The following is a 23,340-nucleotide window of genomic DNA, read 5'->3' as shown; positions in this document are numbered from 1 at the left end:
CTATATCCTGTATAGTACAATAGACTTCACACGTAGTCAACTTAATTGACTATAATTCCGGAGGTTATATACATGAATCATCAAACATTTAACGAACTAGACCTTACTTCACTTTTATCATTATCTTTCAGTACATTAATTACTGAACTGCATGATAGATTAAGTGAATTGGGATTTGAAGATATTAGGCCAGCACACGGTTTTATGTTCAAGCGTATCCTTCCTATTGGAGCAACAGGTATAGAATTAGCTGAGTATTTAGGAGTTTCTAAGCAAGCTGTAAGTAAAATGATCGATTCTCTTGAAAACAGTGGTTATGTCACGCGCAAAAAGCATCCTACTGATAAAAGAGGCAAAATCATTATTTTAACTGAACGTGGTTTAGCCGTAATGAAGGCGAAAGAAGAAATAGTAGCTGAAATAGAGCAGCGATGGATTGAAAATATAGGCGCTGAACGAATGCAAATGCTGAAAGAGGATTTAACAACATTCGTTACTAAAGAAAATACAGGGAAATTATCATCAAATATACGACCTGTTTGGTAAATAAAAACGAATCCACTTTGATCAATCTTTTTCAAAATGGATTCGTTTTCTACAATAATATATTTATTACTCTCGTTTCATCTCTATCGTTAACCCTAACTATTTGCGTCTCACCATTTGGCAAAAATATGATATAATTTCCCTTCCTCACATTCCTCCAAATAACTTTTCCTTCTTCATCCGTTCTCCCTATGGAAATCCCAATTTCTTTACTGGGCTTAGGTGATGCATCTTTCATAAGTATAATTTCAAAATCTTTTACCGACTGTTTCTCTTTATTTTTAACATGAAAAGTTACTGAATCAACAACCTTACTACCATTCTCCTCATTATTTGCTATAGAACAAGAAATCATGGTTATGACCAGTACACAACATAAAACCCATATAAGCTTACTATATTTATTCAGACCATTTTTTAAGATTATTAAAAACATTGTCTGTTACCCGATTTCCGAAATTCCAAGAATTACTTCCTGCTGTATGGACAGCTATTACTGTTGCACCGGTACGAGAATAATCATGATATACAGGTGCTCCACTTTGACATCCATAAGTGTCCATCCTATACGTTAAAATTCTAGGACTTGTGCCTTCAATTGGCCCATAATCTGTCCACATAGTATATGCTTCATTTCCTAATTTATCACATGGATACCCTGGGACTACCGCAAGTAAACCTTTTGGTGATTCTACATTAGTAGTTCTATATCCTAACCAACCCGTATAATCCCCAGGAGATCCATCTAGCTTAATAGCTCCATAATCAAATTCTGAATCTCCGTCGTCAGTCCATCCACTTACTGAATAGAGTTTTTTCCAACTAAAGGGTAGATACGGTGCCTGGTTTCCATTTCGACCAGGAGTCGCAATAACATTTGTTGCCCATCCACCAAGCTTTTTATCGTAAATACAGTGTCCAGCTGTAAGCACTGTATCTTTACTAATCAATGCTCCTGTACACCCATAAACCTCTTGTCCATTAAACTGAATTACTAAATGCACTATAGTCCGATAAGGATACAAAGTTGTATCAATAACTCTAATTCTATCATCTCTTCCTATTACAGAATGTGTAAGGATATTAGATGAATATTTAAAGTTAGTGTCTCTTAATAAATATCCCCAATCCTCTCCTCGATGTTTACGACCTTCAAAAGGAGCTGAGATAAGCTCTCTCCTATCTTCATCCTTAATACGCAAAGAATGTTCTTCAAACAGCACCCTGTCTCCCTCATTTGAAACTGATGTCCACGGTACATCTTCTGCATACACCTTCTGATTCACCAAAAATACTGTACAAAAAAAGATAAAAAGAACATCAAAACTATAAAGAGCCAACCTACATCTTATAGAAATAAAGCTATCCAACATAACTTACCTCCTATACAAATGATAGCGAACAATTGAAGATCTCTTTATAAATTCTAGTTTTTCTTTTTTTAGAAGTCAATGTAATTAATAATGATTATCATTATTAATTACATTGACTTAATAAAACGATAAAATTATTTACATTCTTTACTTTGCGTTAAACATAAAACTTAGATTTTCCAAATAAAAAGAACGGACAAGAAATTCTTTGTCCGTTCTTTTTATTACATCACACATACTTCCGATGCACCATCTTCCCATCATAAGAAAACACAACGCCCTTACTCTCCACAATCGACTCCATATGCACCGTTCTTCCCCATAACTGATGAAGATACGGTAATACTTTTTCTAAGTATTTTAAATCTAGTTCAATTCCTTCATAGCTATGTTTAATGTACAATTCCCCATTCTTTAAGTAGTCTCCATCTTCTACTACTAAGTACGGGAAACCTCCATTAGTACGCATATTTACAAGTTGATCACGTACATGTTCCCACTCTTTATCTATTACTTTATATTCTTTTCCTTGGCGCTGGAATAAGTACATATCTTCTCTCATTACGAGGTCTTTATTTAAGTAATTTCTTAAGAACGATACGTCCCACTCAATTTCACGTACTTCAAAAATTTTGTCTCGACCAGATCCGGGTTTTACACCGCGTCGTTTCATTTCTTCTGTCGGGTTGTTGTAGCGCTCCTCTATATCTTCAAACATTTTAATACCGAGGTAGTATGGGTTAATGCTTGTTTTTGATGGTTGAACTACACCTGCATTAAGCTTTGCGAATTCAATCGCTTCAGAAGATGTTAAGTCCATTTCACGGAGTATGCGTTGATGCCAGAAGGAAGCCCAGCCTTCATTCATAATCTTCGTTTCAAGCTGTGGCCAGAAATATAACATTTCCTCGCGCATCATCGTTAATATGTCGCGCTGCCACTCTTCTAGCTCACGGCTATATTCTTCAATAAAGAGGAGTAAATCTTTTTCTGGCTGCGGTGGGATTTTCTTCTTTTTATGCATATTAGGTCGTTCCCTCTTTTTGTTTCGATCATCTAAATTCCATAAATCATCGTACTGTGATATCTTTTTCTTTTCTACATCCTCTTCTAAATCTCCAATACTCCAAGCAAGTTTCGGACGCATAAGCGATGGATCAATATGTTCTTGAATGGCAAGTACTGCATCCAAGAACGTTTCTACCTCTTCTCTTCCATACTTATGTTCATACGCCTTCACACGATCTGCTGTCGCTGCCATACTCTCCACCATATCGCGTTTCGTATTAGAGAAACGAATATTATTTTTGAAGAAATCACAGTGCGCTAAAACGTGCGCCACGATTAATTTATTTTGAATTAAAGAATTCGTATCTAATAAAAAGGCGTAACATGGATTAGAGTTAATAACGAGTTCATAAATTTTACTAAGTCCTAAATCGTATTGTAATTTCATTCTGAAAAATTGCTTTCCAAAACTCCAATGCGAAAACCTCGTCGGCATCCCATATGCACCAAATGTATAAATAATTTCCGCTGGACATACTTCATAACGCATCGGATAAAAATCAAGCCCAAATCCAGTCGCAATTTCCGTAATTTCCGCAATCGCATATTGCAGCGCTTTATCTTCACTTGCTCTCATTATTTTCCCTCCTTACACTTTCCCTTAAGAAAGTGTATGATGAGGAACAAGCTTTCATGAGGATTGATTGCATAATAAAAAGACATCCTCATAAAAACGAGAATGTCTCGTCTATTAACCTTCAATAATCTCCATCTTCTCAGTAATCGGCGTACGAGCTTTTCCTTCTGGTGCTTTATCGAAATAGCCAAGGTGAAGAATTCCAACGATGCGTTGACCTCTTGTTAAACCAAGTCCTTCTATAAATAATGGATTGTAGTTTAATCCGCCTGATTTCCAAACGCAACCTAAGCCACGTTCCCAAGCAAGCAGTTGGAAGTTTTGCATAAATGCACATGTTGCAGCGTAATCTTCGTCGCGTTGAATTTGACGTGGATCTTCATTAATATAAACAACAATTTGTGCCGGCGTGCTTAAGAAACGATCTGATAAAATTTTGCCGCGTTTCGCTCTTTCTTCTTCTGTGAAAGAGTTTAATACTGCATCTACTAATTTTTTGCGGCCTTCTCCAATGTATAATTTACAATTCCATGGTTCACGGTGTTTATGATTCGGTGCCCACGTTGCGTCGTTTAATAGTTCAATTAATAACTCTTTATCTACAGCTTTATCTGTGAATGTACGTACAGAGCGTCTTTCTTTAATCACATTTGCGATGGAAGTATATGTAGTCATAGTCATATTTTTCTCTCCCTTATTTTCATCTATATGTATACGTTTGTTATTGATATTGATTTTCAATTTCGATTATACCCTAGTTTTTTACTATTAATCAATGTTTTATGTTGGAAAACTTCCAAAAACGTCATTTTATACTGTGAATAAAAATACTTAGCTTGTTCACAAGTTTTTCACATTTTATGGAAATGATATGTGTACAGTTTTCCACATTATCTATCTAGGAGGAATTTACATGTACAAAAAAATCGTAGTAAGTATGACTATGGCAGCATTATTATGCGGGATATCTAACTTCCCTGCTTCCGCTGCCACGCCAAAAGAAGTAACATTCCATCATCATAAACCAGTTTCAGAAGAAGAAATGCAGTCGCTCGAAAAACTCGGCTATAACAAACATGAAATTTGGAAAGCTGCCCACATTGCAAAAATGAGTAAAAAAGAAATGAAAGATGTTTTAGCTTACTATAAACAAAATAAATCTTGGGAAACAACAGCCGAGCATTTCGGTGTAGATCCAAGTAAGTTGAAAAAGCATCATATGAATAAAGAGACGAAAAAAGCGCTACTGCAAGAATTAGCAAATATGCAAAAATCTACACCAGATGGACTAAAACAAAAAATGAAAGAATATAATATCGGATTACGTCAGCTCACTGTATTAACAATCATCTCTCAAAAGAGTAATACACCTCTTAATGATTTGTTAAAAATGAAAAAAGACGGAATGGATGTTAAACAAATTGCAGAAAAATTAAATGTAAAAAAAGAAGATATACGAGCTGAAATGATTAAATTAGTAAAGTCTATTAAGGAAACGAAAACAAATTAATACACCAACAAGGAAGAGATTTTCAATACTCTTCCTTTTCTTTATGAACTTTCAATTTTCAAGTATAAATTCCCGTCTTTCCCAAAAACTAACATAAGTAAATGATATATGTCAGGGGTGAGAAAATGTTTCGTTTATCATCTAAGAAATCCAAAAAAACTAGTACAAAAACAATTTGTTCTATTCCTGAATTTATAAAAACCATGAAAGAATCTAGCGATTTTGTCTCTTATAACGTACTTGAAGATGAAACGTTATGCTTGTTTTATTATAAATCTGTCGTGGAAGCACTTATTATTAAACAGTTTATTTTAACTCCTATGAAACGGGAATCAGAACATATTCAAAATATCTCTGACCTATGTAATATTGTCTCCATTGAAGATATTATTACCTCTCCCTCTATTGATGATATTCGTGAGAAATTATTAGGTGGATATATTTTAGTACGCTTAAAAAGCAATTCGAATCCCAATCAATATGCTTTAATTCGTGCCGAAAGTACTGTTTTAGGTACACGATTATATAACGATACAGAAAATGAGTATAGCGTAATCGGACCTAAAATCGGTTTCGTTGAAAACCTTGATACAAATATACACTTATTACGCCGAAATATTGTAACGGAGCAACTCATTTTCAAAGAAGTTATCGTGGGATCTATGTCGAAGACGAAAGTAGCAGTTGCATATATAGAAGGAGTTACAAATGAACAATTTATCAACACTGCAATACAACGACTAGAAGACATTGACTTTGATGTCCCATTTGATTCCACTATGATTGAACAATTTATTAGTGATAATAGCAATTCACCGTTCCCTGTTCTATTACCTACAGAACGATTAGATCGAGCAGTATTCTCATTAATTAACGGGGAAGTTTTAATTTTAACAGATGGCTCTCCATATGCTTTATCAGGACCGACAACGTTACTAGATTTTTTTATTTCGCCAGAAGATTATTATTTACCCTGGATGATTGGTTCTTTCTTTCGTATCATTCGTTTTTTCGGAGCTATATTTTCTCTTTTTTCCTCCGCTATTTATACAGCAGCTTTGACATATCATTATCAAATGATTCCTGCTGATTTACTAGGACCTATTATTTTTTCGAGAGCTAACGTACCCTTCCCGCCTATTCTAGAAGCACTCTTTTTAGAAATTACAATCGAATTGCTTCGTGAAGCGGGAGCACGTTTACCGACAAAAGTCGGACAAACAATTGGTATTGTTGGCGGGATTGTAATTGGGCAAGCATCTGTTGAAGCCGCTTTAACAAGTACGATTTTATTAATTGCAGTTGCTTTATCCGCTCTTGCATCTTTCACAACACCGACTGTAAAAATGTCTTCTACTATTCGGTTGTTACGATTTCCGCTCATTCTTTTAGCTGGTGCATTTGGCGGATTAGGTCTTATTGTCGGGTTTGTATTCATTTTAGCTCATTTAATTAAATTAAAATCACTTGGATCACCTTATTTATTACCTTTATATCCATTTCGTGGTTTAGGTACAGCAGAAGGCTTTCTTCGATTACCATTTAGCCAAACGGCACAAAGGCCTTCTTTTCTTAGACCAAAATCAAAATGGCGCTATAATCCAAACAAATCGAAGCAAAAACGTGATGGTGATAATGAATGAAAAAGATTTTATTGCACCTTATCATTATCTTCCTTGTTCTACAAACTGGTTGTACACAAACGTATATAGTGGATACGCAGCGTATTATTCATGTAGCTGGATTTGATGTCACAAAAAACAAAAGATTCCAAGGGACGATTTTATTCCCAGAGTACACACATGGTGTAAAGTCTAAACCAGAAACTCAATCCACATCTGCCCGTTCACTTGAGACAATCGCTTCACGATTAAATGCGAAATCTCCTCACAATGTTGTTGTAGGTCAAATGCGTGTCGTCCTATTTGGGAAGGATCTAGGAGAACGAGGAATGGGAGAAATTATTACTAACTTACAACGTGATCCAAATATCGGGCGTGATATACAACTAGCAATTGTAGATGGATCAGCTGAAGAGCTTTTAAATTATGGAAAAAAAAATGGTTCATTATATATTGCTGATTTACTTGAACAAAATATACGAAATGAGAACATTCCACAAACCTCATTAAACATTTTTTTATATAATTACTACTCTTCTGTATGTGATGCTTATGTCCCTTATATTAAAATGAGCGATAATCATTCCATCGCTGTTAAAGGACTTGCTTTTTTAAAAGGTGATAAAGTCGTTATGTATACAGATAAAAGACATTCTGTTTTAGCAAAATTGCTTATTAATCCTACAAAAAATGGGCGTTACGAAGCAGCGATAAAAAAGGATAAACATAAAGGCATGGTTGTCATACAAAACTTAGCTGGGGAAAGTAAGTATGATATAGATCAAACTGGTGACATACCAAAAGTAAAAATTTATTTAAAACTAAATGGATTAATTAAAAACTCTCCTAATTGGATTGATTTAAGAAAAAAAACAAATATCAATTATATAAAAAAACAAATCGAACGAAATGTTGAACAAGACTGTGAAAAATTAATAAAACAATTTCAAGAAAAGAGAATTGATCCTTTAGGAATACGCGATGAAATTAGAAGTCATACGAGAAAATGGAATATAAACCAAATTAGAAATATGTATCCGAATGTAGCTGTGGATATAAATTTAGATATTAATATTGTACAATCTGGAATCGGGGAATAGTGAGGTGAAATAAGCAATGAATACAATAAATAAAACAAAAACTGTCTCTCCATATTTTGCATTTATTTTATTGCATTCTCTTCAGATCGGTATAGGAGTTCTCGGATATCAACGTGTAATTTTAAAAAATGCTGGTTATGATGCCTGGATTTCTCTTATTATTGCGGGGATTGCAACTCATATTGTACTTTTTTGCATGCTAAAAATGTTAGAAAAAGATGGAGATTTAATTAGCATTCATACAACGACCTTTGGAAAATGGATTGGTTCTATATTTTCCGTAATTTTTACTCTTTATTGCTTATTATTCTGCCTTACTGTTCTTCGTACATATATGGAAGTAATACAAGTTTGGATTTTCCCTACTATTAAATTATGGAAACTTACCCTTATGTTTTTATTAGTGACTTACTATATTATAAAAGGCGGATTCCGCTCTGTGACAGGGATATGCTTTTGGGGTATTGTGCTTCCTATTTTCGTTGTATTTTTTTTAATTTATCCAATGAAATATGCACATTTCCGTAATATTTTACCTATCTTTACACATTCACCTCTTGACATGCTTATATCAGCAAAACATTCTGCTTTAGAATTTCTTGGTTTTGAAACAATCCTAATCTTCTATCCATTTATCGAAAAAGGAAAATCCTTAAAAAAATGGGCCCATGCCGGAACTGCTTTTAGTACTTTAATTTATGTGATTTTAGCCATCGTATCTTTTATGTATTACAGCGAGGGGCAATTAAATCACACGATTTGGCCTACTTTAACAATGTTAAAAATTATTAAAGTTCCTTTCATTCAACGCTTTGAATACATTATTATTTTCGTTTGGTTTTTAATTATTTTGCCAAATCTTTGCTTAACCATTTGGTCATCATGTCAAACGATGAAGCGTTCATTCCATATTTCATTTAAATTTACATTACCGCTTTTTATTTTCATGGTCTTTATAGCTTCTTTGTTCTTCACAAATCGTGAAAGTATCAATACATTAAATACGGTGCTATCTCAAGCTGGTTTATATATCGTATACGCCTATATCCCAATTTTATTTCTATTTCATTCACTACGATGGCGTTTCAAAAATCAGTCGAAAAAATCTTCAACCGATACACCATAATCTCTGATACAATTTGATTAATACATTTGTAAAGGGGACAAGCGTATGAAGAAATATGTATTTTCTTTACTTGCAGTACTGAGTTTAATTCTTGCTGGTTGCGGAGCTACTAGTACAAATGAAAAAAAATCATCTGAATCAAAGGAAGAACATGACCACGCATCGCATACTCAGCAAGCTGACATTCAGGAAAAAACAAAAGGAGTCGACACACTTCCTACCTTCTTAGACAAGCTTGATCCACAAATGAAAGATATCTACACTGTCGCTGGGCAAAATGCAGAGCTATTAGATTGGATTCCATGTTACTGCGGTTGCGGTGAAAGTGTAGGACATAAAAATAATAAAAATTGCTTTATTCGTGAAATTAAAAAGAATGGTGAAGTTGTTTGGGATTCCCACGCAACGACTTGTGTCAATTGCCTAGAAATAGCTGTTGAATCTGCTTCCATGAAACAAAAAGGAAAATCAACGCTGGAAATTCGCAACTATATCGACAATAAATACAAAGAGGGGTACGGTAAGCCAACACCTACGCCAATGCCAAAAGCTTAAAAACGAGGAAATACCTCGTTTTTTCTTTTCATTCACTTTTTTTCTTAACAAATTCTTTCAAGTGTATTTCTCCTTGCTTTTCACACACTATATATAACTCCTCAGTAAGGAGGGTACACAGTGCAAACATATAACGACTATGACAAAGCTCTCTATTACACATATAGCTGTAATTGGGATAAATTACTCGTTCTTATGGTTCAAACGAACGATCAACTATTTTCTAAGCGTATTGAACATTTTTTACACGCTTATCAATACAGTAAAGAAATGCCAGAAGTTGATAAACAATTGCAGCTCCTATTTCAATATATTGACCATGCATCCCAAAAGTCACATATAGAAGAAGTAGAGCAAATTCAAATGTAAAATATAGCGCTATTCTCTTTATGAGAATAGCGCTTTTTAAAATGTTTATATCAATAAAAGTTTCCCCTTATAAAACTTTTATTGATAAACATATTTTTTCTTTCTTTTCTGTACCACTTCATACTATAATTTAGTATGTAACTATTATAAGAGAGGTATAAAATATGGGACGAGAAAAAAAGCAAGAATATGCTTTACTTACCGCATGGGGAGCTTCTTTTATCGCTACACTAGGAAGTCTTTATTTTTCCGAAATCATGAAATTTGAGCCTTGTGTACTTTGTTGGTATCAACGTATTTTTATGTATCCATTCGTTTTATGGCTTGGTATCGCTGTAGCAAAGAAAGATTATCGCATCGCAAGTTATTCTTTACCAATTGCAAGTATTGGTGCTTGTATTTCTTTATATCACTATGCAATTCAAAAAGTCCCAGCATTTTCAGCAGCTGGAGCAGCTTGCGGCCGTGTACCCTGCACCGGAGAATTTATAAACTGGTTTGGTTTTATTACAATCCCGTTTTTAGCACTTATCGGCTTTATTACAATCGCGGTATGTAGTTTTATTGTAATAAAAAACAAATAAGGAGATGAAACAATGAAAAAAATGCTTATATTTGGTGGTATTATTATCGCCTTGTTTGCAGCCATTTTCGCTGTCACACAAATGGAAGAAAAAAATGCTACTAGCCAAAAGATTGATAACGCTACTGATAGTAAGACAAATGGCCCTGACTACTATACAAATAAAATCTCTCTTTCAGACCTTCAAAAGAATTTAAAAGAGAAAAAAGAAGAAACAGTATACTTTTATCAAACATCTTGCGTTCATTGTCAAAAACTATCTCCTGTCGTAGTACCAATGGCTAAAGACTTGAACGTTGATATGAAAGTTATGGATATTGAAAAATTAGATGTTCCTTGGGATGAATATAAAATTAAAGGAACTCCAACAATCATTCACTTTAAAGATGGCAAAGAAGTAAACCGTATTAGTGGCGAACAACCGAAAGACAAATTAAAAGAATGGCTTGAGCAAACGAAAAAATAACGAGAAAAGGAAACTCCTTCTACACATGAAATGGGCGTAAAATCCCAAACTAATGTATAAGGAGGGGGTTTTATGCCAGAAGTAAGATGCTCTGTTTCCAATTGCTCATTTTGGGGACAAGGTAACTTTTGTCAAGCAAGTGCGATTATCGTTCAGCCAGATGCGGATGAAACGGGTCAAACTGAAAATGAATCGTATACAAGTGCAGTTTTAACAAACGAGACACTAGAAAGTTCTGTAGCAACAAGTGTAGAAACTTGTTGTCACACATTTAAGCCAAAATATTAAACATAAAAAGCATACGATTAACCGTATGCTTTTTTACATTCCTCTCCAAAAATCATGCATCATAAAAAAGTACAAAATAACGAGAACAACTGTCCCACATAAAGTAATGCGCCGATATATACTCTTCTCTCCTTCTCTTGCTTTCACAAATGCCCAAATAAATCCGAAGAACAATATTAAATCAACATATGGAACATAAAAAGAAAAGACGAGAAATGCATACAAATACACGATAAATAAACAGGTCGTCACTAAGAAAACTTTAAAAGCAAATTCACTTTTCATAATGGAACCGCCCCCTATCTGTACTGTATTATATTCAGCAAAATACAATAGTTGCAGTTAAACTCAAAGTAGAAATAAGCTACCGTCTATAATACGGTAGCCATTACGGAATTTTATATTTCCGTTTATATATATTACTTAAAACCGAAGAAGGAATTTGCTCATAACGAATTTTTTCTCCTATTTCATCTATAATATACAAATTGTTTCCTATATAATATATTCCATCTTTTCGTTTTGAATACACTGTATATCTTTCGTTTGGCAATACCGTTTTCACTTTCGTTAACTGCCCATTTGGTTCTTGCCAATATATATCGGCACGGTCTACTAACGTAAGCACGCCAATTTGCTCTTCATTTACTTTACGACCATTCCAGCTTACAACGCGGTAACCAAGCTTATTTGCTTCATATTCAGGACTCGTATGAAAACGAGAAATAATTACTTTCGTCTGTAATTGCACCCTATCATATAACCATTGTATATCCCTGTCATGCATGCGAATACAACCATTCGACTCTCGGCTTCCAATCGTCCATTCCCGATTTGTTCCATGAATCGCGTACTCCTTTTTATCCAAACCTAACCAGCGCGTACCGAGAGGATTATTTGGTGCACCACCAGGTATTTTCTTTCGATGGTATTCTTTGTTTTTAAATTTAGTTATAATACAAAAACTACCTTCAGGCGTAGGTGTACGATCTCTTCCAGTTGTTACGGGGAATGTTTTTGTATAATTTCCATTTTCAAAAAAAGACAACTGGTTTGTCGTAAGATTCACTAATATTAAATGATCTGTATCAGCAAAAGCACTAACCGGTAGGATGAAAAATAATAGTATGACAAAACATAACTTTTTCATCTATATCCCCCCTAGCGCTCACTATAATAAGTGGAATTAACTTTACTTTGCTCTTATAAATGAAAACTATCCATTTACAATAACGCCCCCATTTACATGTATCATTTGCCCGGTAACGTAGGATGAATCGCCAGATGCTAAGTATACGTATGCTGGTGCTAATTCATATGGTTGACCAGGTCTTTGCATCGGGACATTGCTTCCAAACTGAGAGACTTTCTTCTCATCAAAACTCGATGGGATAAGTGGTGTCCAAATTGGTCCCGGTGCAACACCATTTACACGAATCCCTTTTTGCACTAACGATTGAGAAAGCGATCTTGTAAAAGCTACGATGGCTCCTTTCGTTGCGGAATAATCAATTAACATTTCATTTCCTTCATACGCAACGATAGACGCCGTATTTATAATGACGTCCCCTTGCTTTAAATGAGAAAGTGCTGCTTTTGTAACGTGAAAATAAGAAAAAATATTAATACGAAATGTCTTTTCTAGCTGTTCTGCTGTAATATACTCTAGCCCTTGCTGCGGATATTGCTGCGCGACATTATTTACTAAAACATTTACACTACCTAGTTGCTTGACGGTCTCTTCTACAATATCTTTACAATGCTGTTCATTACTTAAATCACCTGGTAACAACACACACTTTACACCTTCTTGTTCTACACGTTGCTTCGTCTCATTTGCATCTCCATCTTCATCTAAATACGCAATCGCAATATTCGCTCCCTCTTTCGCAAAAGCGATGGAAACAGCTCGTCCAATCCCGCTATCCCCTCCTGTAATTAATACATTCTTTCCTTTTAACTTTTCGCTTCCTTTATAGTTTGGATCTTCAAACTGGGGAAGTGGATTCATTAATGATTCAACACCGGGCTGTTTATTTTGATGTTGGGCAGGCATTGTTACAAAGTTTTTTTGCTGTGGCATAGCTTCTTTCAACTCCTTTTCCTTATAATATGCGCACAATAAAAACTGAAATTCACACGTCACTTTACGATTAATATTCGAATTTAAGACACAAAATATGAATTGTTATAAACTTTTTATGCAAAACTATTGCAAAATAGTTAAAAAACGAATATTATATATAACTGTTGTGAAAATTATTCGTAAACAGAAAGGATGTTTATATGTTTAACCTTTCAAAACATAAAACTTCTATTAAAACTGAAATTATGGCAGGTATTATTACCTTCTTAACAATGGCATATATCATTGTCGTAAACCCTGTCATCCTTGGGGATGCAGGAGTTCCATTTGAACAAGCATTTACAGCAACAATTATTGCTGCTGTTGTCGGAACATTATTTATGGCAATCTTTACAAACTTACCAATCGCAATCGCACCAGGTATGGGATTAAATGCTTACTTCTCTTATTCTGTTGTAAAAGCTCATGAAGGCATGACTTTCGCAATTGCATTCTCTGCTGTATTCGTAGCAGGTATGATTTTAATTTTGTTATCATTCACTTCTTTCCGTACAAAATTAATGGAAGCAATTCCTGAAAACTTAAAACATGCAATTACTGCTGGTATCGGTCTTTTCATTGCCTTTATCGGTTTACGCTTAACAGGTATCGTTACAAAAAACGATGCAAACTTAGTTGGACTTGGTGATCTTCACTCTGCTCCAGTACTACTAGCATTAGCTGGACTTGGAATTACAATCGTCCTTATGTCTTTAAATGTAAATGGTGCCCTATTTATCGGAATGCTATTAACTGGTATTATCGCTTACTTCACAGGACAATTATCGTTCTCAAACGGTGTTACATCAATGCCTGGATTACCAGAAGGAATCATCGTTTCAAATCCAATTACTGCTGTATCTGATGTAATTAACTACGGATTATACGGCGTTGTATTTTCATTCTTCCTTGTTACATTATTCGATACAACAGGTACATTACTTGGCGTTGCTCAACAAGGTGGATTTATGAAAGATGGAAAGCTTCCAAAAGCTGGACGAGCTCTTCTATCTGACTCATTCTCAGCAACAATCGGTTCTATGTTCGGAACAACACCATCAACAGCGTACATTGAATCATCTGCTGGTGTTGCAGCTGGTGGTCGTACTGGTTTAACAACTGTTACAGTAGCTGTTCTATTCGCACTAGCAGCATTCTTCGGACCATTAGTAAGTGCCGTTTCTGGTGTATCAGCTATTACTGCACCATCATTAATTATCGTTGGTAGTCTTATGATGGGTTCAGTTCGCCACATCAATTGGGACGCATTTGATGAAGCATTCCCAGCATTCTTAGTAATCTTAAGCATGCCACTTACATCAAGTATCGCAACAGGTATTGCACTTGGATTTATTTCATACCCACTTATGAAAGTGGCAAAAGGACAATTCCGTGCTGTTCACCCGCTTGTGTATTTATTCGGAATCTTGTTCGCTTATCAATTAGTTTTCTTACCACATTAAAATCCCTCATAAAGAGGGTTTTTTTTATACATAAAAAAAGTAGCGCATCGAAATTCGATGCGCTACTTTCCTCTTGCAACAATCAAACGAACTACTTTTAACACTTCTCATTTACTTGTAATTCTTTACTATACTTTTGAATGAATACTGACGAAATAACCATTACCATCCCTACACTAAAACCAATAAGCTGATCCAATAGCATTTCATCATGAATGAACCAGCGCAATAAAAATACGCCACAAAAAATAAACATCATAGTAAATCCAGTATGCCTAAGACCTTTATATACATTTTCCATATGTATCACCTCTTCACATACTTTTATCCATATTATACCATACACCCATCGAGCAAACGTATTGTCCTCTGGCAGTATGCAGCTATCTTTTGATCGTGTGTTACAACGAGCACCGTTTTCCCTTGTTTATGGATCTCTTTTAAGATGCTCATAATTTTCTTTCCGTTTTCTTGATCAAGAGCACCGGTTGGTTCATCAGCGAGGATAATTTTAGTATCTTGTGCTAAAGCCCTTGCTATTGCTGTTCTTTGCTGTTCTCCACCTGATAACTCGTAAGGATATTTGTTAATATGCCTCTCAAGCCCTACCATTTTCAGCATTTCTTTTGATATTTGCATACGTTTCTTATGAGTAATTCTTCTATATACAAGCGGAAGCATTACATTTTCAACAACTGTATAATCATCTAATAGCGAAAAGTTCTGAAACACAAATCCCACTTCCGTGTTTCTATACTTATGATAGTTGGCCTTTAATGTACTCGTATCCATTCCATCTAAAAAATACTTTCCAGCAGAGGGGCTATCGATTAAGCCAATAATGTTAAGGAGAGTAGATTTCCCCGAACCAGAGGGTCCCATAATAGCTATCATTTCACCTTTTTCTATTGTAAGATTAATATCTTTTAAAGCACTAAAATTACTCTTTCCGTATCCCTTAGTCACATTTGCAAGCTGAATCATCTATAACACCTCTTTCATATATGTATTTTTTATTTTTAGCACATTGAAATAAATGATTGCATATATAACGAGGATCATTGCAATTGATAGAGCACCTATAACAACCAATGATTCTATAGAGACTTGTAACGTTCCAAAAAAAGATATGGTACTCTTTTCTAGTTCTTTTTGAATTTCAATTACTCCGCTATTCTCCCATTGAAAATATGTAATTCCTATACATATCGATAAAATGAATAACACCATATACTCAATAATAAATGGAAGACATATTTGAAAAGTACTTGCACCTAACGCTGATTTAATAGAAATATTTTTACGCTCCATATAAAGTGCGGCCATTGATGTTAATACGATAGATAGAAATGAAAAAAATAAGACTGTACCGCTTAATAATAAGGGGTATGACATATTATCAATACCTTGTTTTTCATTTTTTAACAATTTATTCGGATTTGTAACATAATACGAATAACCCTTACCTTCTGTTACCTTTAATACTTTCTTTTGAAATTCATTTATATTTATCTTCTCATTTGTTTCTATAATTAACCCATTGTATAACAGTTCTACACTATAGAACTCTACTTCTTCTGTTCCAATTGGTAAAATCGCCATGTCATCTAATAATGTAATACGATTATCCGATATTTCACCGCTTCGAGGATATGTAAATGGTGAATTTTTTTCTAAAAAGCCAATTACTTTTAGCTTCATTTTTCCAGATGGTATAACATCACCAATAGATACCTTATCTATATAATTAGCCCCTAATATAACAGGTCTAATATCAAATACTGATTTATGAAATTCCAATTCCTCAAAATATCTTCCTTGTGAAATTCGTATATGAAAGTACTTATTAATATCTTTATCAACAATAAGAGTCTTTATCGTTCCATTTTCTTTTTTTAAACTAAGTGAATAGTTACGGAACAAATAATTTGTTTTATTTGTTATTGGTATCGTATTAGATAACCCTTGCATGAAATGTCGATAATCATTTTTCGCTTTTTCTTCGCTAAACAATGTTATATCTTGCGTCGCATAAAGTTCATAGAAATTTTTATGAGTCGATAAATTATTTGCTACCGTCATCATTTTTCGATATCCGGAAAGATTACTAACAAATTCTATTGCTGAAGAAAATGCAATAATTAAAGAAATTACTATAATCAAACTTGGTAACAACCGTTTTTTCATAGATCGTATAGAATCAAATATAAAAAACATGACGACCACCTACGTTCTTAAATGTTTTCCGGGATATATATTTATAATGTGCTTGATTGGAATTACAGTAACACAAATTGTAAGAAGAATTATAAAAACAACATTGCATATCAACACATATAGTGTTAACGGTTTTACTAAGTATGTCTGAAAATAAGTATGAATTGTTCCCGAAAACATTTCTAACGTAATAAAAACTAGGAACATCGCTACTAGAGAAATAAACAAAATTTGAATATATAGTTCGCAGTAAATAGATATATTAGAAGCACCTACTGCTTTTTTTAATGAAATCTCTCTTTCTTTTTTATAAATCCAAAATAAAACCGCAGAAATGCCAGAAACAATTGCAACAAGAATAAATTTATAATAATACTTATTTGCTGGATCTATATGTGTCACATGTAGTTCCTGAAGATCTCGTTCATTCAGTATTTGAACATCTCCCGAAAGCACTTCTTTACTCCTACCCATAAATTTTTTTATTTCGTTATGAATAGATGATGTAGGATTAACAACTGTTAATTGTAATTGTTTACTCGCGATAATACCTTTTTTAGATATAGTAGGTAAGTTTTGAAGTGGGATGTATATGTCTGATACACCGACGTCACTGTCTTTTCTCGATATAGTTCCTATTTTTTTATATGTATCCTCAAATTCATATAAGTCCTCTACATTCGTTTGATCGCCAACAACCATATCGTTTACATTTTCACGATAAAAATATTGTCCTTCAGAAATATATGGCTTCCAATAATAATCATCTTTTAAATTCACAGCTACGATTTTTATTGCACCTGAACTATTTAATGCTTTTAAATGCTCTACGTAAATATCACTTTTTACAAAAATATCTTGTATGACAGGAATTATCGCTTCCAATTCAGTTGTATTCGCTATCGGAACAGTTAACGTTTGATTCTTTTCTGGAAAGCCGATTTGAAAAGCAGATATGAAATTCCGTTTAGATTCTGTTAAAAGCGCAGCTACTGATATAGAAAGAAACGAAATAAAAAATGACATAAGAAGAATGACTGAAAACAGTTTGTTGTTTTTTATATTTTTAAAGGCTAAATACATGTCTCTGCTCCTTTTAGATAAGAAGGAGATGATGCACATCCCCTTCTCCTTATCCAAATATTTATAAAGACAACTATTTAATATTTTTCACCACTGTAATCGTAAGTTACCGTTACTATCAAAAGTACCTTTATGTGTATCTTCTTGATAGTCATTATTCTCATTCGCATAATGCTCAGAATATAGCCCCTTTGCACCAAAGGCGTTATATGCGCCATTACTAACAGTGGCATTTAATGCTCTTCCCGATTCATGTGATCCTAATTTATCCGAAGCACTTTCAATATATGAATAACTTCCTTTTGAATTAATAAAAGAAATCGCTACTGAACAGCGAGATGCGTTTTGATTCGTAGTCGTTTGAGCTCTGTAAGATAGTAAGTTACCACTTTTGTGGCCACTTAAAGTTGGATAAAATGCACTTGTTGAGATTGATGTTGCTAATAATACTAAAGTCGTAATCGAAAAAACCTTTCCCTTCATTAACAATCACCTCGTAAATTAAATAGTTTTTTTGTAGCGCTACATCGTCATAATACCTCTCAAGTAAATTCTCCTCAATAAGACACCTATATGTTTTACAAACTCTTTAAACACTTAAACATTCATACATTTTTAAAAAGTAACGGATAAGCAAGCAATACAAAAAAGACTGCGGAGAAACTCTTCCCCGCAGCCTAATACTTATTTTTGTAAAAACGACTGTAAATCTGCAAACTGTCTCTTTGCATCTTCATAGCCTTGCTCATATAAACTTTGTAATTTAGCAGTATCCTTTTCCATACGATCTACTTGAAGCGGCACTTCTGGGCGAATAACAAATAAATTACCCGCTTGCTCTTCTTTTTCAATATAGTGAAGTGTTTCATTATATACTTCATAACGATTCAACATCGTATTAACAAGGTTCGGATATTTTTTATAAGCTTTCGCTGCCACCCAGCCAAACTTTGACTTTTTCTTCGCATAACCATGATTTCTCGTTAAAATCACGACTGATTTTTTAAAGCCATCTTCTTGCGCTTTACGAACTGGAATCGGATCAGAAATTCCTCCATCTAATAACTGCTTACCACGGTAATTTACTACAGGTGCAATGAAAGGCAATGAACTAGATGCTTGTAATAAATTTAGTGCATCATCATTCGTTCCCTCCTTTTCAAAATAAACAGACTGTCCTGTTTCACAATCCGTCGTTCCTACAAGGAAACGTTCTGGACTATTAAAGTATGTTTCAAAATCAAACGGCACATGCTTTTCTGGAATTTCATGAAAAATGAAATCCATATCAAATAACTGACGTTTTCTCCATAAGTTTTTATACGATAAATATTGTGGGTGTGATGCATAATCAATATTTACTGTTTTATTTCTATTTCTTTGTCTGGAAAGATACGACGCTGCATGACAAGCACCAGCCGATACACCGATTACATATGGAAAATATAAATCTTGTTCCATAAAATATTCTAATATCCCGCCCGTATATACACCACGCATACCGCCGCCTTCTAATACTAATCCCGTATTTTCAAGCATGTTATTCTCTCCTCTTTATATATTGACTCTTTAATTATTCACTATGTTAAGTATCCTTTTCTATTATATATAAGTTCTTTTAGAAATTATATTCAAAAGACTTGAAATAAAGGAGTTTTTTCTTCCAATTATATTTCCAAATGATCGGACACATCCTTTATAAACCTTTGAATAAAATCTTGCTCTTCTTTCGTATATCTATCTAACAATAACAGCCACTTTTCTTCAGCTTGTTTATGCAATTTATCATGAGCTTTATATACTTCATTTCCGCTTTCCGTTAAGCGGAAGAATATTTCTTTTTGATTATCTAACATTTGCATCTTCTCAACGAATTTCTTTTGAAACAACTTTGTACAAATTTTAGAGATTGCACCCTTCGTCATTCCCATTTCTGTCGTAATAGCAGTTACATTCATCAAACCATTTTTCCCGATACACTCGATCACATGTAACTCAGATAAAGACATACCACTTATACCTGTCTCACGAAGAAACTTCTCATTTTGTCCTTTCGAATGTTCTTCTTTTTTATGCAAAAGTGTACGAATGTGCAAAAGTATTTCCATTTGTTTCGTTGTATGATCCAATCCGTTCGCCCCCTAAGTTTCCAAAGAAACAATTTAACTATATACCATTTTAAAATCATTTTTTCATATTTACAAGTGAGAATATCATGTTAAAATAAATTTAGTTTCCATAGAAACTAAATGACAAGGAGGTTAACATAATGAAAAAATCCAAACTAAATTTCATTTTATATGTCGTCTGTATGAGTGCCTTACTCGGTTCCTTCGCTCAAAATATTTACACGCCTATCTTGCCCATGATTCAAGGTTCTTTTCACACTTCTCTTTATCTTGTAAATTTAACAGTTTCCCTTTTCACATTCGTTCTTGCGATTATGCAGCTCATATATGGACCTTTAATTGATACAAAAGGGAGAAAATCTGTCCTTATCCCTAGTTTGATCATTAGTACAATTGGTTCAATCGGATGTGCTTTTTCTGCCAACATTTATTTATTTCTATTTTTTAGAGCTGTTCAAGCTATAGGAATAGCGGCTATACCTGTAGTAGCAGCAACGATTATCGGCGATTTATTTGAAGGAAAAGAACGAGGAGAAGCAATGAGCCTTTATCAAATGTTACTTGCCCTCGCACCTGCGATTGGCCCTCTAATTGGTGGTTATCTTGGCAGTATAAACGGCCATGTATCCGTATTTCTCTTTTTATCTATACTTGGCATTCTCTTATTAACGATAAACATTTCACTACTTCCAGAAACAAAACCAACTGTAAGTAAGCAACCCCAAGCAAAAAAGAATTACTGGTTTATCTTAAAAAATAAAACTGGATTTTCTATTACTCTTATTGGCTTTATTCAATTTTGTATTTACTTTTGTTTCCTCGTTTTTTTACCGAGTATTTTAACGAATTTATTTCACTTAACTGCAAGTGAAATTGGTCTTATGTTTGTACCGATGTCCCTTTCTATTATGTTAGGAAGTTATTGTTTCAAACTTTTACAAAAGCGCCTCACAACAAAACAAACTTTATTCATTACTAGTTTCTTCAATATTATATGTGTCACTTTATTCTCTTTCACATATAGCATCAATATCCCATTCATCATTATCGTTACATCTTTGTACGGTTTTAGTATGGGGATTTCTATGCCAACTCACACTACTTTATTAACGGAAGAATTCGTACAAGAACGCGCAACTGCTATCGGTATGTACAACTTTATTCGCTATCTTGGTATGGGCACAGGGCCACTTTTAGGTGGATTTCTTGTATTTAATCAAAATTACTTTTGGATTTTCTTCCTAGGTGCAATTACATTTCTATTTATCATTTTATGCGCAATGAAAATGCTACGTTTTCAGGCTGTACAAAAAGCAGAATAGAGACCTATAGATGGTCTCTATTCTAAACTCTTTGATCTGCAACGATATGAATATCAATATACTTCGTTTGCCTCATAATTTCATTTACAATTGAACCTTTTCGAATTTCTTCCCACCTTGTTCTTGCTGATTGTCCGAGTAAAATTTGCGTTACTTGTAGTCTTTTCGCGACTTCAATAATAACATCAGCCGGCTTTCTTCCTTTAGCCTCTTCTAAAACAAAACTTGCATCAAATTGATTCGTTAGCGACTTCCACTCTTCAATTGTTTGCTTTTTCCCTGCTGAAAGAGAATCTATATTTTCCCTTTCAACGTTTAATACATACAATTCAGCGTTTAGCCGATCCGCCATACGCCATCCCCGTCTTATTAATTTCTCTGCTGTTGAACTGTATTGTACACAAACAAGAATTTTTTCTTTCACGCCAATCGGTTCTATCACTGTTTGGCTAATTTTCTCGTCCATATCATCTGCCACTTCACGAAGCGATAATTCCCTGAGTGCCCCTAAATTATTAAGCGTAAAGAAATTTTGTAAGCTTTGCTCTATTTTTTCTTCTCTATATATTTTCCCGTCTATTAATCTCTTCCTTAATACTTCCGGTGTTGCATCAACGAGCTGAATTTCATTTGCTTTTTGTAAAATAAAATCCGGAATACGTTCTCTTACTTTTACATTCGTAATTTGAGCAACAATGTCATGAACGCTTTCTAAATGTTGAATATTAAACGCTGATAAGACTGATATACCGGCATCTAGCAATTCCTGTACATCCATATAACGTTTCTTATTTTTAGATCCAGGAATATTACTGTGCGCAAGTTCATCCACAACAACGACTTGTGGTGCACGTTTTATAATTCCTTCCACGTCGAGTTCATAAAATACTTTCCCTTTATAATCTATTTCTTTTAAAGGAACTTTTTCTAAATCAGCAATTGCTTCTTCTGTCTCTTTTCTTCCGTGCGTTTCAATTAAACCAATTACAATATCCGTACCGTCTTTTTTCATCTCTCTTGCATCAAAGAGCATTTTATAACTTTTCCCTACTCCTGGAGCCGCTCCTACGTATAGCTTTAACTTCCCGCGGTTTTGCTGACGAATATATTCTAAATACTCTTCTGGTGTTCGCCTTTGAAAAGTTGGTTTATAGTCATCCGCATACAAAACACTCACAACCTTCCTTTCGAAACAACGCTACCTCAATCCGTTAGATTGAGGTAGCACTGTTACTATTTCATTAGTTTCTGTAATTCTAAATTTAACTTTAAGACGTTCACGCGATCTTCTCCAAATAAACCAAGTGCCGCACCTTCCGTTTGATCTTTAATCAACTGATTTAACATTTCTTTCGGAATATTCGTTATTTTAGAGATACGCTCTACCTGCACGGAAGCTGCCTTCGGACTAATGTCAGGATCAAGCCCTGAACCTGAATTTGTCACTAAATCGATTGGCACTTCTGTAACTGGTACGGCCCGGTTTTGTTTCTTCCACTCTTCAATACTTCTCTCTACTCGTTTCTCTAAATCTGGATTAGACGGTGCATAGTTATTTGAACCAGATGCTTCTGCCTTATATTCAATACTAGAAACACGCCCATGAAAATAACGTGGATCTGTGAAATTTTGACCGATTAATGTAGAACCAATCACTTCATTTTTATCATTATATATTAGACTTCCATCCGCATTATCCTTCATTACTGCTTGTGCAATACCAGTTACAATAAGCGGGTATATAAGTCCGCACAACACTAAAAATGTAAAAGTAATACGGATGATTGGTGATAGTATACTTTGTCTCTTCGCCATCTT

The 23,340-nt window shown here is 34.3% G+C and carries 28 protein-coding genes; 12 read left to right on the top strand and 16 right to left on the bottom strand.

The genetic code is table 11. The annotated features are described in order from the left end of the window. The first annotated feature begins 72 nt into the window (after positions 1-72). Positions 73-546 carry a MarR family winged helix-turn-helix transcriptional regulator gene (locus K5S59_RS19545; RefSeq protein ID WP_098259387.1) on the top strand — a complete coding sequence of 158 codons (474 nt, stop codon included), beginning with the start codon at positions 73-75 and terminating at the stop codon, positions 544-546. Positions 547-595: 49 nt separating this feature from the next. Here the strand turns inward: K5S59_RS19545 and K5S59_RS19540 are convergent, their stop codons facing one another. The 4 genes from K5S59_RS19540 to K5S59_RS19525 all read right to left on the bottom strand — a co-directional run bounded on the left by K5S59_RS19540 (position 596) and on the right by K5S59_RS19525 (position 4,239). Beyond that, positions 596-982 (bottom strand): DUF2606 family protein, encoded by a 387-nt coding sequence (locus K5S59_RS19540; protein ID WP_000478591.1) that lies wholly within the window; start codon positions 980-982, stop codon positions 596-598. Next, positions 948-1,919 (bottom strand): trypsin-like serine peptidase, encoded by a 972-nt coding sequence (locus tag K5S59_RS19535; RefSeq protein WP_120449512.1) that lies wholly within the window; start codon positions 1,917-1,919, stop codon positions 948-950. Before K5S59_RS19535 ends, K5S59_RS19540 begins: the two co-directional genes overlap by 35 nt. Positions 1,920-2,148: 229 nt before the next feature. Next, on the bottom strand, positions 2,149-3,564 hold the full coding sequence (gene spoVR / locus K5S59_RS19530; RefSeq protein ID WP_001202728.1) for a stage V sporulation protein SpoVR: 1,416 nt from the start codon (positions 3,562-3,564) through the stop codon (positions 2,149-2,151). A gap of 114 nt (positions 3,565-3,678) precedes the next feature. Beyond that, positions 3,679-4,239 carry a nitroreductase family protein gene (locus K5S59_RS19525; protein ID WP_000214808.1) on the bottom strand — a complete coding sequence of 187 codons (561 nt, stop codon included), beginning with the start codon at positions 4,237-4,239 and terminating at the stop codon, positions 3,679-3,681. A gap of 238 nt (positions 4,240-4,477) precedes the next feature. Here K5S59_RS19525 and K5S59_RS19520 point away from each other — a divergent pair, with 238 nt between their 5' ends. The 9 genes from K5S59_RS19520 to K5S59_RS19480 all read left to right on the top strand — a co-directional run bounded on the left by K5S59_RS19520 (position 4,478) and on the right by K5S59_RS19480 (position 11,183). Then, positions 4,478-5,074: a hypothetical protein gene (locus K5S59_RS19520; RefSeq protein ID WP_120449508.1), complete on the top strand. Its 597-nt coding sequence runs from the start codon at positions 4,478-4,480 to the stop codon at positions 5,072-5,074. 125 nt (positions 5,075-5,199) lie between these two features. Then, on the top strand, positions 5,200-6,717 hold the full coding sequence (locus K5S59_RS19515; protein ID WP_000489327.1) for a spore germination protein: 1,518 nt from the start codon (positions 5,200-5,202) through the stop codon (positions 6,715-6,717). Beyond that, positions 6,714-7,796 (top strand): Ger(x)C family spore germination protein, encoded by a 1,083-nt coding sequence (locus K5S59_RS19510; RefSeq protein WP_120449506.1) that lies wholly within the window; start codon positions 6,714-6,716, stop codon positions 7,794-7,796. The genes K5S59_RS19515 and K5S59_RS19510 overlap by 4 nt, the downstream gene beginning before the upstream one ends. 16 nt (positions 7,797-7,812) lie before the next feature. Beyond that, entirely contained in the window at positions 7,813-8,922 is a 1,110-nt protein-coding gene (locus K5S59_RS19505) for a GerAB/ArcD/ProY family transporter (RefSeq protein WP_098147987.1), read from the top strand. 45 nt (positions 8,923-8,967) lie between these two features. Then, positions 8,968-9,477: a PCYCGC domain-containing protein gene (locus K5S59_RS19500; protein WP_000761019.1), complete on the top strand. Its 510-nt coding sequence runs from the start codon at positions 8,968-8,970 to the stop codon at positions 9,475-9,477. Between the two features lie 120 nt (positions 9,478-9,597). Then, a complete protein-coding gene (locus K5S59_RS19495) occupies positions 9,598-9,846 on the top strand; it encodes a YhdB family protein (protein ID WP_001195461.1) in 249 nt (82 codons plus the stop codon). Positions 9,847-10,010: 164 nt separating this feature from the next. After that, positions 10,011-10,430, top strand: coding sequence for a disulfide formation protein C (locus K5S59_RS19490; RefSeq protein ID WP_000532264.1), 420 nt, complete (start codon positions 10,011-10,013; stop codon positions 10,428-10,430). Positions 10,431-10,442: 12 nt separating this feature from the next. Then, positions 10,443-10,895 carry a thioredoxin family protein gene (locus K5S59_RS19485; protein WP_000738442.1) on the top strand — a complete coding sequence of 151 codons (453 nt, stop codon included), beginning with the start codon at positions 10,443-10,445 and terminating at the stop codon, positions 10,893-10,895. A gap of 72 nt (positions 10,896-10,967) precedes the next feature. After that, a complete protein-coding gene (locus K5S59_RS19480) occupies positions 10,968-11,183 on the top strand; it encodes a DUF1540 domain-containing protein (protein ID WP_001115486.1) in 216 nt (71 codons plus the stop codon). A 33-nt stretch (positions 11,184-11,216) separates the two neighbouring features. Here the strand turns inward: K5S59_RS19480 and K5S59_RS19475 are convergent, their stop codons facing one another. The 3 genes from K5S59_RS19475 to K5S59_RS19465 all read right to left on the bottom strand — a co-directional run bounded on the left by K5S59_RS19475 (position 11,217) and on the right by K5S59_RS19465 (position 13,266). Beyond that, on the bottom strand, positions 11,217-11,468 hold the full coding sequence (locus K5S59_RS19475) for a hypothetical protein (RefSeq protein WP_000834197.1): 252 nt from the start codon (positions 11,466-11,468) through the stop codon (positions 11,217-11,219). A gap of 103 nt (positions 11,469-11,571) precedes the next feature. After that, positions 11,572-12,333: a L,D-transpeptidase gene (locus tag K5S59_RS19470; RefSeq protein ID WP_120449504.1), complete on the bottom strand. Its 762-nt coding sequence runs from the start codon at positions 12,331-12,333 to the stop codon at positions 11,572-11,574. Between the two features lie 66 nt (positions 12,334-12,399). After that, positions 12,400-13,266 (bottom strand): SDR family oxidoreductase, encoded by an 867-nt coding sequence (locus K5S59_RS19465; RefSeq protein ID WP_001136294.1) that lies wholly within the window; start codon positions 13,264-13,266, stop codon positions 12,400-12,402. A gap of 203 nt (positions 13,267-13,469) precedes the next feature. Here K5S59_RS19465 and K5S59_RS19460 point away from each other — a divergent pair, with 203 nt between their 5' ends. Continuing rightward, entirely contained in the window at positions 13,470-14,771 is a 1,302-nt protein-coding gene (locus K5S59_RS19460) for an NCS2 family permease (RefSeq protein ID WP_087985825.1), read from the top strand. A gap of 97 nt (positions 14,772-14,868) precedes the next feature. Here the strand turns inward: K5S59_RS19460 and K5S59_RS19455 are convergent, their stop codons facing one another. From K5S59_RS19455 to K5S59_RS19425, 7 genes are all read right to left on the bottom strand, one after another. Then, positions 14,869-15,072 carry a hypothetical protein gene (locus K5S59_RS19455; RefSeq protein WP_087985826.1) on the bottom strand — a complete coding sequence of 68 codons (204 nt, stop codon included), beginning with the start codon at positions 15,070-15,072 and terminating at the stop codon, positions 14,869-14,871. 32 nt (positions 15,073-15,104) lie between these two features. Continuing rightward, positions 15,105-15,755, bottom strand: coding sequence for an ABC transporter ATP-binding protein (locus K5S59_RS19450; protein ID WP_000615296.1), 651 nt, complete (start codon positions 15,753-15,755; stop codon positions 15,105-15,107). Continuing rightward, positions 15,756-16,988 carry an ABC transporter permease gene (locus tag K5S59_RS19445; protein WP_120449502.1) on the bottom strand — a complete coding sequence of 411 codons (1,233 nt, stop codon included), beginning with the start codon at positions 16,986-16,988 and terminating at the stop codon, positions 15,756-15,758. Positions 16,989-16,997: 9 nt separating this feature from the next. Next, a complete protein-coding gene (locus K5S59_RS19440) occupies positions 16,998-18,071 on the bottom strand; it encodes an ABC transporter permease (protein WP_098258874.1) in 1,074 nt (357 codons plus the stop codon). Positions 18,072-18,158: 87 nt separating this feature from the next. After that, complete coding sequence (locus K5S59_RS19435) at positions 18,159-18,554, bottom strand: hypothetical protein (protein ID WP_000676986.1); 396 nt, start codon at positions 18,552-18,554, stop codon at positions 18,159-18,161. 201 nt (positions 18,555-18,755) lie between these two features. Continuing rightward, positions 18,756-19,610 (bottom strand): patatin-like phospholipase family protein, encoded by an 855-nt coding sequence (locus tag K5S59_RS19430; protein WP_120449500.1) that lies wholly within the window; start codon positions 19,608-19,610, stop codon positions 18,756-18,758. Between the two features lie 128 nt (positions 19,611-19,738). Then, positions 19,739-20,200, bottom strand: a complete 462-nt coding sequence (locus K5S59_RS19425) for a MarR family transcriptional regulator (protein WP_120449498.1) — start codon at positions 20,198-20,200, stop codon at positions 19,739-19,741. Positions 20,201-20,340: 140 nt separating this feature from the next. Between K5S59_RS19425 and K5S59_RS19420 the strand changes: the two genes are divergently transcribed. Beyond that, positions 20,341-21,522, top strand: a complete 1,182-nt coding sequence (locus K5S59_RS19420; RefSeq protein ID WP_000748715.1) for an MFS transporter — start codon at positions 20,341-20,343, stop codon at positions 21,520-21,522. 22 nt (positions 21,523-21,544) lie between these two features. Here the strand turns inward: K5S59_RS19420 and kdpDN are convergent, their stop codons facing one another. Continuing rightward, a complete protein-coding gene (gene kdpDN / locus K5S59_RS19415) occupies positions 21,545-22,699 on the bottom strand; it encodes a KdpD-like non-kinase potassium sensor (protein WP_002070545.1) in 1,155 nt (384 codons plus the stop codon). A gap of 56 nt (positions 22,700-22,755) precedes the next feature. Then, positions 22,756-23,337: a K(+)-transporting ATPase subunit C gene (gene kdpC, locus K5S59_RS19410; protein ID WP_098258876.1), complete on the bottom strand. Its 582-nt coding sequence runs from the start codon at positions 23,335-23,337 to the stop codon at positions 22,756-22,758. Positions 23,338-23,340 lie beyond the last annotated feature (3 nt).

Source organism: Bacillus sp. BML-BC051 (assembly GCF_019656175.1).
Lineage (GTDB): Bacteria > Bacillota > Bacilli > Bacillales > Bacillaceae_G > Bacillus_A > Bacillus_A mobilis.
Note: the sequence above shows the minus strand (reverse complement) of the source record. Positions and strands in the feature narration are given on the sequence as shown.